At 42.3% G+C, this 16626-nt stretch carries 10 protein-coding genes and 2 pseudogenes; all 12 read left to right on the top strand.

The window, feature by feature from the left end:
• Positions 1-296 precede the first annotated feature (296 nt).
• The 12 genes and pseudogenes from H6G75_RS11870 to H6G75_RS11815 all read left to right on the top strand — a co-directional run bounded on the left by H6G75_RS11870 (position 297) and on the right by H6G75_RS11815 (position 16464).
• Positions 297-476 carry a hypothetical protein gene (locus tag H6G75_RS11870; RefSeq protein ID WP_190588699.1) on the top strand — a complete coding sequence of 60 codons (180 nt, stop codon included), beginning with the start codon at positions 297-299 and terminating at the stop codon, positions 474-476.
• A gap of 354 nt (positions 477-830) precedes the next feature.
• Positions 831-2219 (top strand): carotenoid oxygenase family protein, encoded by a 1389-nt coding sequence (locus H6G75_RS11865; protein ID WP_190980141.1) that lies wholly within the window; start codon positions 831-833, stop codon positions 2217-2219.
• Positions 2220-2467: 248 nt separating this feature from the next.
• Complete coding sequence (locus H6G75_RS11860) at positions 2468-3571, top strand: precorrin-8X methylmutase (protein ID WP_190980140.1); 1104 nt, start codon at positions 2468-2470, stop codon at positions 3569-3571.
• Positions 3572-4007: 436 nt separating this feature from the next.
• Positions 4008-7319 (top strand): DUF4912 domain-containing protein, encoded by a 3312-nt coding sequence (locus H6G75_RS11855; protein WP_190980139.1) that lies wholly within the window; start codon positions 4008-4010, stop codon positions 7317-7319.
• A gap of 211 nt (positions 7320-7530) precedes the next feature.
• The gene (locus H6G75_RS11850; RefSeq protein ID WP_190980138.1) at positions 7531-7737 is read left to right on the top strand and encodes a hypothetical protein; all 207 of its coding nucleotides are present in this window, start codon (positions 7531-7533) and stop codon (positions 7735-7737) included.
• An 80-nt stretch (positions 7738-7817) separates the two neighbouring features.
• Positions 7818-8222: pseudogene (locus H6G75_RS11845) on the top strand (transposase); the annotation flags it as partial.
• A gap of 117 nt (positions 8223-8339) precedes the next feature.
• Positions 8340-8603, top strand: a pseudogene (locus tag H6G75_RS11840) (IS630 family transposase); the annotation flags it as partial.
• A 209-nt stretch (positions 8604-8812) separates the two neighbouring features.
• Positions 8813-9169 (top strand): hypothetical protein, encoded by a 357-nt coding sequence (locus H6G75_RS11835; protein WP_190980137.1) that lies wholly within the window; start codon positions 8813-8815, stop codon positions 9167-9169.
• Between the two features lie 370 nt (positions 9170-9539).
• The gene (locus H6G75_RS11830; RefSeq protein ID WP_190980136.1) at positions 9540-11063 is read left to right on the top strand and encodes a pyruvate kinase; all 1524 of its coding nucleotides are present in this window, start codon (positions 9540-9542) and stop codon (positions 11061-11063) included.
• A gap of 297 nt (positions 11064-11360) precedes the next feature.
• Positions 11361-12014, top strand: a complete 654-nt coding sequence (locus H6G75_RS11825; RefSeq protein ID WP_190980135.1) for a single-stranded DNA-binding protein — start codon at positions 11361-11363, stop codon at positions 12012-12014.
• A gap of 528 nt (positions 12015-12542) precedes the next feature.
• Positions 12543-14267 (top strand): group II intron reverse transcriptase/maturase, encoded by a 1725-nt coding sequence (ltrA, locus tag H6G75_RS11820; RefSeq protein ID WP_190980134.1) that lies wholly within the window; start codon positions 12543-12545, stop codon positions 14265-14267.
• A gap of 310 nt (positions 14268-14577) precedes the next feature.
• Positions 14578-16464: an ABC transporter ATP-binding protein gene (locus H6G75_RS11815; RefSeq protein WP_190980133.1), complete on the top strand. Its 1887-nt coding sequence runs from the start codon at positions 14578-14580 to the stop codon at positions 16462-16464.
• Positions 16465-16626 lie beyond the last annotated feature (162 nt).

Raw genomic sequence — 16626 nt, 5'->3', positions numbered from 1 at the left:
GGCAAACAGTCAGAATTTCTCTGATAAACAGACACCTATATCCGATACGAACTCAGTACAACCGCCAGTCACAGCAGTCAGAACCAAGCAGTATTAAGCTTTAGGAACTTTTAAAATTATCTTAAGTCTAACGAACTGGACAGAAAACTTTACGTAAAATTCCGCAATTGTCACCAGGACAATTGAAGACTTATCATGTCATCTTTAACTAGAAAATCAGTAAGTGGTAGTTTTTAGTAAAAATTTCCACTGCTGCTATAAAGCGATCGCTTATATATATTTCCTTTGTTCCTCTTATGGCAGAAAAACACACCAAGATTAAATTTCCTCTTTGGCAATATCTCAACCAGCCCTTATTTAGCCGTGATCATCAACTAGAATTAAATCCCCAACGCTTTGCCCATAGCTGGCGGATTGATTTGCTCAAAAGATGCTGGCATAGAGAATGCGATGCTAAAGGGCCTCAACAATCATAAGTTTAAATATTAAGTAAATATTTGAAGCGTAGATATTTACTACAACTATCAACGCTTGGCAAGTTATCAATATTGCATGAGGTTACATTTGTAGGTTTTATTTAGATATATCTACTTTTGTCAACAATCTATTAATTTTTGTAGGGTGCGTTAACACTGTTAGCGCACCCTATTCGCTGACTAGCCTCTTCTGGGAGTGTGGGAAGAGAGGGGAGTGTGGGGGGAAAGATTTCTTCACCATCCTCCCACCCCTCCCAAACCTCCCACACCTCACCTGTTCCCTACTAGGATTGCTATATTGTCATCATTAGATTAAGTACTATTGCAAATTCACAGAGTTTTGTAGACAACATCATGACCACAACAGCAGTAAATCCTTATCTTGATGGCAATTTTGCACCAATTTCAGCAGAAATTACGGCAGAAAACCTGCAAGTAATTGGTGAACTACCACCAGAACTATCAGGGATGTTTGTGCGAAATGGCCCTAACCCACAATATTCACCTCTTGGTCAATATCACTGGTTTGATGGAGATGGAATGCTGCACGGTGTCAGAATTAGTGGCGGTAAAGCGGTTTATCGCAACCGTTATGTGCAGACGCAAAAATGGCAAACAGAACATGAAGCGGGTAAAGCAATATTTACTGGGTTGCTAGAACCACCACAAACAGATGCGCCGACAATATCGAGAAATACCGCCAATACTGCTTTAGTGTGGCATAGTGGTCAGTTGTTAGCAGTGTGGGAAGCTGGTGCGCCTCATGCAATTCAAGTACCTGAGTTAAAGACAATTGGCGAACAAACATATAATGACAAACTTGTTTCACCGTTTACGGCACACCCAAAGGTAGATCCAATTACGGGTGAAATGGTGTTTTTTGGCTATTCATTTACGCCGCCATATTTGCAATACGGCATAGTTTCCGCCACCGGGGAGTTGTTATTCACTGTACCGATTGAAATTCCTGAACCTGTGATGATGCACGACTTTGCCATTACAGAAGACTATACAATTTTTATGGATTTACCCTTGACCTTCAATCCAGCAAGGATACAGCAGGGAAAACCCATGATCATGTTTGAGTGCGATCGCCCCAGTCGTTTTGGCATTCTCCCACGTCACGGTGATAACAGCAAGATTCAATGGTTTGAAAGTCCCGCTTGCTATGTGTTTCATACCCTCAACGCCTATCAGCAAGGTGATGAAGTCGTCTTAATCGCCTGTCGAATGAGTTCTACTTCTGTGTTGGGTGTTAATGGCGTTGATGATCCTGATGGGAATATTCCCCGACTCCATCAATGGCGGTTTAACCTCAAGACTGGCGCTGTGTCTGAGTCCAGATTAGATGACATAGCTGGGGAATTTCCCCGCGTCAACGAAAACTTGTTGGGGCGACAAACTCGCTATGGCTACGTGAATAAAAGCGCCCCTACACCTGTGCCTTTATTCGACGGTGTAATTAAATATGATTTTGATCATGGTACATCCCAAATTCATGAATTTGGGCAAGGGCGTTATGGTGGTGAGTCTGTATTTGCACCGCGTCCTCACGCCACGGCTGAAGATGATGGCTGGTTAATGACTTTTGTCCACGATGAGACAGCCAATACTTCAGAATTATTGGTGATGAATGCTCAAGATATTACTGGTGAACCTGTAGCACGAGTGCTAATTCCCCAACGTGTACCTTATGGGTTTCATGCTGCTTGGGTGACTGAGAAACAGTTACAAGGGTTTTAGTTAATTGCACGAGATCCCCGACTTCTCCAAAGAAGTCGGGGATCTGACTATTCTTACTTATGAAATTAAATTTATCTAGGACTTACGCAAAAACCTCTCAAACTCCTATTTCTCCGTGAACTCTGCGTCTCTGTGGTACCCTGCGGGAAGCCGCTTGCGCGTCTACGATTTCCCGTAGCCTGTGAGTAAGTCTTGTTATCTCGTCTACACCTCAAAATAATAGTATGTGGTTAGCTTGGCTGTGATGTATGAATAATTGTTCTTTAACAATCAAAGAACTAACGGAAGCGGTTGGTGGTGGCATTACGCCGCGTATGGTACGACATTACCATCAATTAGGTTTGTTGCCGCAACCAGTCAGATCGCCGAGTAACTATCGTCTTTACACAGAACAAGATGTCATCCGGCTGCAAAGAATTGTGGCGCTGAAGCAACAAGGGTTCCAACTCAACCACATCCGCCACATTTTGGAGATGGAACCAGAAACCGAAACTCTGACAGCACAATTACAACAACAGTATCGGGCGATTATGCAGCAAATTGCCCAATTGCGACAAACTGCCTCAGCCTTAGAAGGATTATTAGGACGCGATCGCCATTGTCAAATTATGCAGGCGGAAGTCCTAGCCCAACTAAAATTGTTAGAAGTCGAAACCCAAATAGGATTAGGCGGCTTAGAACAACTTTGGAGTGGTTTAGATGCCCAGGTACACACCCACTCAGAAGCATTTGCTGAATCTCTACAACGTTTGTTACCTGATTTATCTGACCGTTCTGAAATTGAACAACACCTAATTTCACAGTTGGTTTTAGCCTGTGGCGATGTGAGTTTAGCATCTTTTGTGAGAGTCAGTGCTGGAGCGATCGCCGCTAGTCGTCACGCCTTATCAGCCAATTGTGAGATTTTTGTTGATATTCCTACCGTTGCCGCCGCTTTAGATCAAACAAGATTAGCTCATTTGGGTTGTCGCATCACAACTTTAATTAATAACCCCCACATCACCACCGCCACAGAAGCCGAACAGGAATTTTGGCAACATCAAGAATGGCAAGAAAAATTATTACAAGTCTCTCAAGGTAGCATTGTAGTTATTGGTTATGCACCCTCTGTATTATTAGCAGCCTGCACAGCCATCAAAGCACAAAAAATTCTACCCGCCCTAATAATTGGAATGCCCATCGGCTTTAGCCATGCACCCGCCGCCAAACGCCAAATTATCCAACAAGCAATTCCCACAATCACCACAGAAGGCACTTTAGGCGGTGGTTTACTAGCAGCCACAGCCCTCAATGCCTTGGTTGAGTCACTCATTGAAAAGCCGAATTGTCACTGTTATTTATCAGGAGGCTAGAGACTTGGGTGTAAAAATACTATACCCACACTTAACACCTCAATTTCATACATCAATCTCAGGTGTGTATATTTTTATGAAAAAAACCTAGGCTAATTAGGCATAAATGTGTTAGTTACATCGACATCTCTCGTAGTATCCAAGTTGGTTAGGACATCGGTAAATTTAAACGACAGTAACAAACTTTTAACTCTGTCACCTATCACCTGTAACCTCTAACCTGTCACCTATTTGCTGCTGAATGGTTTAAAAAAGCTAAACAAAGCATGAAGAATAGTAAAAGTCAAGATAAAGTAAAACACAGTATAGATTCGGACACATAAGTCACACATTTTTCAAAGAAACTTGACACCAGATGTATAATTAGCGCGTCTCCTCTTGGATCAAAAAATCACATTGAGGACTGGCTGTTTTCTGTACCTGGGATTAGGAGCTTATGGGGCAACAACAAAAACAAGATAGTGCGATCGTCAACCTGGTATTATCGTTAGCTTTAGCTACATCTCCGATGGCAGCGACTTGGCTTGTGTCGGCACCAGTGTTGGCACAATCTGCCACTGACACTCCCTCATTTTCACTGCCCAAAACAGTGGAAAATGGATCTACAGTGCGTGTTGATGGCTCTAGTACCTTGGCACTGGTGAATCAAAACATGAAGGCAAGTTTTGAGAAACAGTTTGCTGGTACAAAGGTAGAAGTTGCTAACAACGGTACAGAAGCAGCGATTAAAGCTGTATTGGAAGGACAAGCGGATATTGCAGCTATTGGGCGTGGTTTAACTCCTGAAGAAAAAGCCCAAGGTTTAGAGCAAGTCCGGTTACACCGCGAAAAAATTGCCATTATTGTTGGTGAAGAAAATCCCTTTAAAGGCAGTTTGACTGATAGACAATTTGCCAGAATTTTCCGGGGTAAAAGTATTACTGATTGGTCACAGTTGGGCGGGCCAGCAGGCAAAATCAGAGTTATTGATCGTCCAGATAGTAGTGATACACGTCAATCACTCAACAATTACCCAGTCTTTAAAGCAGCAAAATTCTCTACAGGAGATACAGCTACCAAATTAACGGAAGATAATACCGCCGAAATTGTCAAACAACTGGGCAAAGATGGCATTAGTTACGCCAGAGTTAATCAAATCAGTAAGTTACCTGGAGTGCGGGTACTGCATTTACATCAAGCTTTACCCAATGATCCAAAATATCCTTTTTCTCAACCTTTAGTTTACGTTTATAAAAAGAATCCTAACCCTGCTGTCGCAGGTTTTCTCGGCTTTGCTTTAGCAAAACCAGGAAAACAAGCGATAGAGACAGCGAGAACAGAAGAAGCAGCAGCGATCGCTAAAGGTGAATCTCCTACCCTACTGTTGGCTGTCAATCCCCAATCGGCACCAGCCGCCACACCGCAAGCTAGTACTGCTCCGTTTACGACACCAGTACCAATCGCCACTACAGCCCCCACCGCAGCAGCCACAGGGGAACCGCAACCATTAGCTTCCACTGCCCCAGCTACTACAGGTGAACAACCACCACAGCCTGCTACTGCCCCAGCCGCTACAGCTGAACAGCAAACCCCTGCACCTGCCGCGAATAATCCTATCACCCAAGGACAAATACCACTGTGGTGGTTAGTGCTACCCATAGCGGTAATTGCAGGCTTGCTATTGTGGATGATTAGAACCAGTCCCTCAAGTCCCCCAGAAGCAGAAGACACACCACCCCCAACCCCGCAACCACCTGCACCAGAGATCGCCGCAGCCACTGAACCAACAGCAATTAGCGAACCGCCAGAAGTTGCCCCCACTAATTGGGCTAACGGTAATGGGTATCACAATGGTGCAAAAGTCCTGGAAGGCACGATCGCAGCTTCCGCCACAGATACTGCTTTAGCTGTAGGTACAGGGGCGGCGCTCGGTTCCATTATTGTTGGCAAAGACTCCAACAATCATCACAGCCCAGACAATAATGACGATCTCAGCATCTCACCTTGGGATATGGAAGCACCAGCCGCAGTTGTGAATACTGCCTATCCACCAATTTTAGATAGGTCAACCACAGTCAATTCCGAATCATCAACCATATCTGACGAGCCAGAGGCCACAGTCGAAACGACTCCAGAACCATTAGAAGTCAGTCCCACAGAAACAGAGATCAATGCAACTATTGACTTGCCAGAAATTACCGAAAACTCGACAGATGAAGATGATTGGGATTTTGACCTCACGGAAAATCTGCCCACAACAGACTCGCAAATAGACCCAGAAATCGAGAAATTGAATTTCGTCGCAGATGCCGCAGAACCTGAGCCAGAAGCAACAGAGGAGTTAATTGTGACTAATTCAGAAAGTTTTCCAGGTGCAGGGATAGGAGATTGGTCGGGGATAAATCCACCAGCAGCAACACCGCAAACACCAGCCATTAGCGCCACGGAAATTTTAGCGATCGCTGATCCCTATAGTAAAGTGGTTCTCATCCCCAAAACCCATGATTTAGCCGAGGTGACTTGGGACATTTCCCCCACTGCTCAACAAATGCTGCAAAATGCCGGACAATCCCAATTTATTTTGCGGCTGTATGATGTCACCAATATTGATATGAGCTATCAACAGCCCCACTTGGTGCAGCAATATGAATGTGATATCCACACCTCTGGCGGCTCGGTGGCGATTCCTGAAACTGAGCGCGATTATATAGCAGCTATTGGTTATGGCAATGTAGATGATCGCTGGGTGACATTGGCTCATTCTGATATTGCCCGTGTCTTTGACAGTCCCCATGTCACTAATAAAGCTGCCAATGTGGTGTTAGTTGATGAAACCAGCAGCGTGAGTTTGATACCACGCACACACCAATTAGCTGAGGTTTCTTGGCACATTTCCGACACCAGCAAACAAATGTTGCAAAATGGCGGCATTTTCCAATTAGCTGTGCGGCTGTATGATGTTACCAATATTGATATGAGCTATCAACAGCCACAATTAGTCCAGCAATCCGAATTTGACTTCGCCACCTCCAATACTTCTGTGGGTATCCCCACACCTGATCATGATTACATTGCAGAAATTGGCTATTCTATTGTTGGCGATCGTTGGGTAAGTATTGCACGTTCTTCAATTGTGCGCGTCTTCAGCCCTCTGTTTACCGAAGATGTACATCCCGCAATTAAAGAGCAAACATCCCCCTCACCCATCGACAGCAGTAGTATTAGTCTGACTCCACGCACTCCTAAATGGGCCTATGCGGCTTGGGAACTTTCCGAAACCCGCAAACAAATGCTGCAAAATGCTGGTATTTTACAATTAGCACTACGGCTTTATGATGCGACTGATATTGATATGAGTTATCAGCCGCCCCAATTAATTCAGCAGTATGAATGCGAAGAAATCACCCATGACCGTTATGTGGCAATTCCCACCAGCGATCGCGATTATCTCATCGAACTTGGCTATGCTACAGAAACCGAAGGTTGGGTAACAATTGCTCGTTCCCAAGCGGTTCGCATCTTCAGCCGTCCCCAACGCGATTTCTGGTTTGTCGCCGATGCCGAGTTAATTATTCACGGTGCAACAGAACCCAATGCAACTGTGAATATTGCGGGGAATCCCATCGCGCTCAAACCCGATGGTACATTTCACCTCCGCGTTCCCTTCTCAGAAAACTTGATTGACTACATCATGACTGCTGTGGCGGCTGATGGCGAAAAATCCAAGACAATTCACAAAAAGTTCTCCCAAGAACTACCAGAAGCATAGTTGTTGATGACAGAGAATCAGGAACAGTCAATTATGTCTGTTCCTGATTCCAAGAAATACACTCTCAGAATGAGTGGATTAATTGATTCTGATTTCAGAATTTTGAATTATTTAATACTTAATACGGAATTTTCATCTTGAGGTAGATACTTTGGTGAAAACTATTGTTTAAAATTCCCTGTTGAGAATTATTTGATTTCAGGAAATTGCTTTGATTAATAATCTTCACAACTGCTTTCGAGATTTCAAGAAAAGAAGAGTCGAACCAGGACAACTACAACAGCTTGTAGAAGAATTTTTTGCAGAATCTACTCCCAACACCACATATTTAATTTTAATTATTGGTTCTTGTGCGATCGCTACATTTGGTTTACTCTCTAACAGCACGGCTGTAATTATTGGGGCAATGAGGGTTTAACTACTCAACCATTATTAGAAAAATTGCATCTTTTAGGTTCGCAACCATTACGCCAACAATACATGGAAGCAATTGCGCGTCCAGATGCTCGTGAGGTGAGAAAAGCTTTGGCAGTGAAACTGGTTTATCAAGGCTACAAGTATGAGGAAATTCAAACAATTTTAGATGTCTCTGTCGGTTCAATAACAAGCTGGAAGCAGGCTTATAAGGAATATGAAATTTGCTGATTGCGCTTAAATTATGAAGGTAGAAACAGTTACCTGAGCGATGAACAACAACAAGAAGTATTAAATTGGTTGCAGACTAAGGAGATTTGGGAGCTTGGAGAACAGGAGTACAAATTGGCTTTTGAATATGATGTCATCTACGAATCGAAACGGAGTGATTATGATTTATTTGATGCGGCGGGAATTAGTTGGAAAAAAACTACTGGCTTGAACCCAAAGGCTGACAAAGAGGCTGTAGCTGCAAAAAAAACAGTCTTGTTATACCATTTCACGAAATTACTGATAGAAATCGCTTCCTCTGCAACTCTGCTTCTGGTCGCCGAGCGAAGTCGAGGCGCTACTTGCATATCCGTATCATTTTTAAAGTGAAATGGTATTACATTGTTGGCAAGCAATAGAGAGGAGATAGAAGCCCGAAGACTGAGAGTATTACTAATAGATGAGTGCCATCTATTATGGGGAGACATAACTGGTTATGTCTGGGGTAAAACAGACCAAGAAATAGCAATTGGCATTGTTAACGAACGAGAGAAACAGACATACTACGGTGCGGTTGATTATCTGGATGGCAAGTTACTTATTAAAGCTTATAATGCTGGTAAATCAAACAATACGATACTTAATTTAGTGAATTTAATCTTAATACTTATTTGAAATTAAAATTCATAACTATAAATTGGATGACAGATAAATTTTATTTTGCGAGTAAATTATCGAAAGTATTGACAGAAAATTTACGCATTAAATAAAATAGTGACAGATGTGGATTATATCTAATAGCAAAACTTCCGAAAATTATTTGCTGAAATAATAACAGCAAGCACAACAAAAGAATTGGGATAAAACTTATGAAAGCTCAAATTATTGCTGCCTTAACAGTTTTTGCAGCCATTGTCAGCTTAGAAAGCCCGGTTCACGCTCAGTCATTACCAGCTTCCAATACCAGCGAGGAAAACTACAAAGTAACTAGTGATTCTCTAGAAGGAATTGGGACAAGAACTGCCGAAAATGACTTCATGAAATTCTTTGAAGGAAGAGAAATAAACCGCACTTCCAACAATAATCAAACAAATAAATCACCTGCTGACGGACTGCGTTTTAATCGAGCGATCGCACTTCCTGATAACCCTATTTTTTTACAACCTGCGGCTCAATCTACAGATGGTAATAATGGGTTAGAACTACAGTTAGATTTAGGTAGTTAGCCAAGGAAATAGGAAATGGTTGTGAATGAAATCATAATTGTGATTTCCTATACAAATTACATTGACAGATGACAGAGATAAAACTTATTCTCTGATGTTCTAAGCACTTTGCTTACTGCTATAACAGACATCTTGATAGTAGAGATATAGCAATGCTACGTCTCTACTATTAAATTTTTAGTGGGAACTTCAAAAATAGTCCATCCTCACAAAATCCTCAAATTATCCTCCTATAAGTATGCGTATGAAATTGAATGAGGAGTAAATTTATTTACCATGTTCTAGCTGACACAACAGGTAATAGCTTGATAACTACTCCTCATCTTTCCTCTGAGTTCGCTACACAATACATACAGGAGAAAAGAACTTTATGTTATTGACTGAGTTCCCAACAGAAGATTCAGCATTAGAGTTATCAGATTCGCAAATATTATTAGCTACGTTGCGAGAATTACGGCAGTCAGTGTATGAAGAAGGGCAAGAAATTTTTAGTCGATGGCGATCGCGCATTCAAAGACCAGCTTTTATTGATAGTAGTTTAAATTTGGCTTATTATCTAGCACTCAGACGACATGATTTGCGTCCCTTACAAGCCGCTTTAATGCCTTGGGGTTTGTCGTCGTTGGGACGAATTGAGGCAAGAGTTTTAGCCAATTTAGACGCTGTGATTGCAACTTTAGCAGCAGTTTGTCACGAAACCTTGAATGCTCAAATTAGCCAGCCACCCCTAGAAGCATTCTTTGAAGGCGATCGCTTATTAAAAATACACACTCAAGAGCTATTCGGCAATACTTCTCAGCAACGCCGAGTCAAAATTATGGTGACATTACCAACAGAAGCAGCGACTAATTATGAGTTGGTAAAGAATCTGGTGCAACAAGGTACAGACTGTGTACGAATTAACTGCGCTCATGATACCCCAACCGAATGGTCAGCCATGATTACTCATGTGCGTTTAGCAGAAGCCGAAATAAAATGTACTTGTAAAGTCTTCATGGATTTGAGTGGGCCAAAAATCCGCATTCAATCTGCCATTGCGCCCCAAGCAAAACAACGAATTTATCCTGGTGAATGCTTGTGGTTGAAGCGAGATTTACCAACAATTACTGATTCTCACTGTTTCCAAATTAACTGCACCTTACCCCAAGTAGTAGATAGATTAGAAGTTGGCGCACCTGTATGGATTGATGATGGGCATATTGGCGCTATTGTCGAAGCTATTACACCAGAAGGCGCATTATTGCGAATTACTCACGCCCATCCCAAAGGTGAAAAGTTGCGTCCCGATAAAGGCATTAACTTTCCCAATACTGACTTAAATCTCATTCCCCTCACCGAGAAAGATAAACAAGATTTAGATTTTATCGCTGCTAACGCCAATGATGTTGATATTATTGGCTATTCTTTTGTGCAGAAACCAGAAGATATCGCCACTTTGCAGCAAGAATTAGCAATGAGATTACCAAATTCTACTCGCATACCTGCGATCGTTGCCAAGATAGAAACACCCACAGCTGTCATTAACCTTCCCGAATTAATTGTCCAAGCCGCAGGTAAACAAGCATTTGGAATTATGATTGCCAGAGGTGATTTAGCTGTGGAAATTGGTTATCAACGTCTAGCAGAAATTCAAGAAGAAATTCTCTGGCTATGTGAAGCGGCTCATATACCAGTAATTTGGGCAACTCAAGTCTTAGAAAACCTAGTGAAAAATGGTCTACCATCACGCGCAGAAATGACCGACGCAGCCATGTCCGAACGGGCAGAATGTGTCATGTTAAATAAAGGCCCTTATATTGTCGAAGCAGTGGCAATTTTAGACGATGTGCTAACCAGAATGGAAGCTCATCAAACGAAGAAAACGCCGCAATTACGAGCTTTACATTCTTGGTAATTAAGTAGTTTTTGGTCGTGTGCAGCACAAAGTTATGGGTTTTTACGCAGCAAATCTCCTAATCTAGATGCTCTGTGTGAATATAATAGTATTTTTTCTAGCTTAGTGGTACAATTATACTACTCATGCAGAAATCAATGCTCGTTTTAGTCAGGCGAAGGTAGCCAGTAGTTTTATGACTAGTGTGCAATGCCATCGCTTGGCTTTTATGCTAGAAATAACGCACAATAGGAAGTTTATAAGTTAATTCATAATTACGAATTAAAGATTAGGAGTTATTGAGATTAGGAGGATGTGATGAACAGTTGCGTTTTAATGGCAGATATTATTCAAGAGCCACAATTACGCTACACAGCAGATAATTTGGCAGTTACAGAAATGCTAGTACAGTTTTCTAATTCCCAGCGCCCGGAAGATCCGCCAGCAACATTAAAAGTTGTCAGTTGGGGAAATTTAGCTACAGAAGTGCAGCAAAATTATCATCAAGGCGATCGCGTTATTATAGAAGGCCGTTTAGGGATGATCACATTTGAGCGTCGTCCCGAAGGTTTTAAAGAAAAACGTGCTGAACTGACAGTACAACGCATTCATCCTGTAGGCCAAGGTTTCGTTACTACTTCATCAGTCCCAGAAACCTACTCACAACCAGCAACTTCAGCTGCAACATATACTCAAGCTGAGGTTCCCAGTTATGATTCACCGCGTCCCGCACCTGCACCCGCTACCAGCAATGTGAGTGTTGCGCCGCCAGTCAAAACCCCTGAACCAGTATATCAACCCAGCAATTTTGAGCGCAGCTATACGCCACCAGCAGAAGAACCAGATCCAGATGATATTCCGTTCGTGCGATCCGTTGACTCCAAAACTGTGAGTTATGGGCTGCTCGATTTCATAGAAATCGATGCCCAATGCCCACAGGTGGGAGTCAACCATAATTTTAAGTTCATCTAAAAACTTAAAGTGGCTAACTTACTCTCAATGATGGTGAAATTCCATCCCCGAAAGCATCTCGGTGAAAGCGTGACCCACATCGGGTAGATTGACAACCTATCTGGTGCGGTGCATGGGTCAAAAGGTGGTAACTGGTAGCCTAAACTGGAACCCCATCAAGCAAAGCTAAGTATGGTTACGCAAGAAACCTACGTGATAACAGTCGTTATGTCAAAGTAGCCAAAAGGCTGATAGGCTACGCCCAAAACGGGTAAGGTGAAAGGTTTAATAGCGTGAAAGGGCTATTATTGATGCTCCATAAATAACCCGGCTGAAAGTAGGAACCTAAACTTAGCGTCATATTGAGAGTAGGAACGGAGTAACCCCTGGATGTACTCTTGGGTAGCTCAATATTCAAGTAGGAAGTCATCCGTATGTCTCTAGGGGAAAGATTTACACAGAAGCTAACGCCAGTAGGAAAGCTATTGGATATGCTGACAGTGTAGCGGCTATCTGGAAGATGGAGTTTCAAGTAGTGGTAAACAAGTCATGAGCCTTAATTGGTATGAATGGAAAACAATTCCTTGGAGAGAAATCGAAAAGAATGTTTTCAAGCTACAAAAGAGAATCTATCAAGCCTCTAGCAGTGGCAACGTCAAGCTAGTTCACAAACTACAACGTTTGCTTTTTAAATCTAGGTCTGCAAAGTTGTTAGCAGTCAGGCGAGTGACCCAGGATAACAGAGGTAAGAAAACAGCAGGAGTAGACGGAAAAATTGTCCTAACAGATACAGAAAGATTAGAACTTGCTTTCAATCTAAACCTGGACAATAAACCCCAACCTACCCGTAGGATTTGGATTCCCAAACCTGGAAAAGCTGAAAAACGACCGCTAGGAATTCCGACCATTCACGATAGGGCTACTCAAGCTTTGGTGAAAATGGCAATGGAACCTGAATGGGAAAGCAAGTTTGAAAGCAACAGTTATGGGTTCAGACCGGGACGCTCCTGTCATGATGCAATTGAAGCAATATTTTGTGGAATATCGCAACAGCCAAAATACGTGCTGGATGCTGACATTGCCCAATGCTTCGATAAAATCAATCACCAAGCATTACTGGAAAAACTCAATACCAGTGCAACGCTGCGTAGGCAGATTAAGTCATGGCTAAAAGCGGGTGTAATTGATAAACACACATTCCAAAGAACTCCAGAGGGTACGCCACAAGGAGGAGTAATATCTCCACTTCTAGCTAATATAGCCCTGTATGGATTAGAGGAGCAAATAAAAGTTCAAATGCTACCATATCTTCCCAAAGATAATGGAGGAGGCAGAAGAATTAAACTGCAAAGTTTATCAATTATTCGATATGCTGATGACTTCGTAATCATGCACAAAGATATTGAAGTTGTTAATCGATGCAAAGAATTGATTCAATCATGGCTAACCAATATGGGGTTAGAACTTAAGGACTCCAAAACTAGGATTTGTCATACTCTTGATGAATTCAATGGAGAAAAGCCAGGATTTGATTTTCTAGGGTTTAATATTCGGCAATATCGAGTAGGAAAACACCACACTGGAAAATCATCTAATGGTAAACCACTTGGTTTTAAAACCATCATCAAGCCTAGCAAAAAGTCAATCAGAAACCACTACGACACAATCCGAAATTTAGTTCAATCAATGGTTGGGGCAACTCAGGAAGCTATTATTAGAAAACTGAATCCCATCATCAAAGGTTGGTCTAGATACTACAGTACGGTAGTGTCTAGGAAGGCATTTGAAAGACTCAGTGATTTGGTACACAAACTGTTATGGGAATGGGCTAATAAACGCCATCCCCATAAAGGAGATCAATGGATTAAAAGGAAATACTACCGTACTCATGGGAGTTTTAACTGGAGATTCATGACTCATGAAGGAATGTTTCTAATGAGATATTCCGACCACAAAATAACCAGACACACAAAGGTTAAAGGTGAAAAGAGTCCCTATGACGGCGATTATGCCTATTGGGGAACCCGGATGGGAAAACACCCCCTATTACCACCCAGAAAAGCAGACCTGTTAAAAAGGCAGAAAGGCAAATGTGCGAAATGTGGAGGACGCTTTAAGGATGGTGACATTTTGGAAGTACATCATGAGGATAGAAATCACCGAAATAACAAACCCGGTAATGTCCTATTGATACATGGTCACTGTCACGACAAGACCCACCAAGCAAAAGGTATGACTGTCAAACACCAGATATCTGAGGAGCCGGATGAGTAGAAATGCTCAAGTCCGGTTCTGGAGACGAGTATAAGTAGTGATACTTATGCTTAGTTTAATTAAGCAGGAGTTACGTAAAAATATCGTCGTTGAGAATGGGTGTAAGGGTTTGACTCACTTACACCCTTAATTTTTTGTAATGCAGCGTAAGTCACCAATCTATGAATACGGGGAAAGCATATTTATGTTAAGCCTGACGGGTTATGTGTGACATCAAGCTAAAATGAGCAAAAACTTCAGATTGCCAGCATAGTATCTCAACAACTGCTAAAATCCAAATAATTTTCTGTGAAATCCATACGCAACTCCTATGAGTGAAACTGTCCTAGAGGTTCGCAATCTCCAAGTTGAATTTTCCAGTGATGACAACAGTCTCAAAGCTGTAGATGGAATTTCTTTTGAATTGCATCGGGGGGAAACTCTAGGAATTGTAGGAGAATCGGGAAGTGGCAAATCTGTTACTTCGCTGGCTGTTATGGGGTTGTTACAAACTCCCGGTAGAGTGAGTGGTGGAGAAATTTGGTTTCGTCAGCAACCAGAAGCCCAGCCGATTAATTTGGTAGAGTTACCGCCAGAACAAATGCAGCTACACCGTGGCGGTGACTTGGCGATGATTTTCCAAGAACCGATGAGTTCGCTGAACCCAGTTTATACGATTGGGTTTCAGCTAACAGAAGCGATTATGCGCCATCAAAATGTTTCGATAACTGAAGCTAGGCAAATTGCGATCGCAGGTTTACAGGAAGTTAAACTTCTGCCTAGCGATGAACTCATCAAACAACAATATCTCGAAACTTGGCCGCAAACTAACCCCCATTCACCCACACCAGATGATTACAAACTGGCACAGTTGGTAAAACAGCACAAAGAAGCCATCTTAGACCGTTACCCACACCAACTTTCCGGCGGACAGTTGCAACGGGTGATGATTGCAATGGCAATTTCTTGTAACCCATTGCTGTTAATTGCAGATGAACCAACCACCGCTTTAGATGTGACAGTGCAAGCCACAATTATTGATTTGTTGGGAGAATTGCAACAAACCCGTGAGATGGCGTTGATTTTCATCACCCACGACTTGGGATTAATCTCGGAAATTGCCGATAAAGTGGCGGTGATGTACAAAGGTAAAATTGTAGAATATGGTGCAGCCGCAGATATTTTTAGTAATCCACAACATCCATATACTAAAGGATTAGTCGCTTGTCGCCCCACCCTTAACCGTCGTCCGCACAAACTACTGACCGTTGCAGATTATATGAGTGTGGAGGAAACAGCTAACGGAAATTTATTAATTCAGGCGAAAGAACCACCACAGCCACCAGAAGTCACAGCCGAAGAAATTAATACTCGCTTGATAAATCTGGAAGAAAAACCACCTTTATTGCAAATCCGCAATTTGAAAGTTGGTTTCCCGGTGCGGGGTGTGTTTGGTGGGACAAAACGCTACAACATGGCGGTTAATGATGTTTCTTTTGATGTCAAACCAGGGGAAACTTTAGGGTTAGTGGGTGAGTCTGGTTGCGGGAAAACGACTCTCGGTCGGACTTTGTTGCGATTAATTGAACCGATAAGTGGTGAGATTATTTTTGATGGTCAGAATATCACCAAGTTGAAGGGTGAAGCATTGCAGAGACTCCGCAGGGAAATGCAAATTGTCTTTCAAAACCCCTTTAGCGCCCTTGACCCCCGGATAAAAGTTGGTGACGCAATTATGGAACCGTTGTTAATTCACGCTGTGGGTAAAACAGTAAAACAACGGCGCGACAGAGTAGCAGAATTATTAGAAAGGGTGGGGTTGAGTCCTGATGCAATGAACCGCTATCCCCATCAGTTTTCCGGTGGTCAGCGTCAACGGATTTGTATTGCCCGTTCTTTAGCATTAAATCCGAGATTTATTATTTGTGATGAATCAGTTTCGGCGCTAGATGTATCGGTACAAGCGCAAGTATTGAATTTGTTGAAAGAATTACAAGATGAATTTCAACTAACTTATATCTTTATTTCCCATGATTTGAGTGTAGTGAAATTTATGAGCGATCGCATTTTAGTCATGAATCGCGGTCAAATTGTTGAACAAGGCACAGCCGAAAGCATCTACCGTGAACCAAAGCAAGCATATACACAAAAATTAATTGCTTCCATTCCTACAGGTAGCCCAGAACGCATACGCAGTCGGCAAGTAGGAACTATGTAATTACAGCCATGATTCTAGGTGTAGGTTGGATGGAGGAACGGAACCCAACAGAGTCTTGAGAATGTTGGGTTACGCTATCGCTACACTCAACCTACTATTCTCTTAACTGAGTTGTGAAAAAGTATTCTTTTTATCGAACCGCAAAGGGCGCAAAGGACACAA

The sequence above is a fragment of the Nostoc sp. FACHB-280 genome (genome assembly GCF_014697615.1).
Taxonomy (GTDB): domain Bacteria; phylum Cyanobacteriota; class Cyanobacteriia; order Cyanobacteriales; family Nostocaceae; genus Nostoc_B.
The sequence above is the reverse complement of the archived record's forward strand: the minus strand, read 5'-3'. Positions and strand labels throughout refer to the sequence as shown.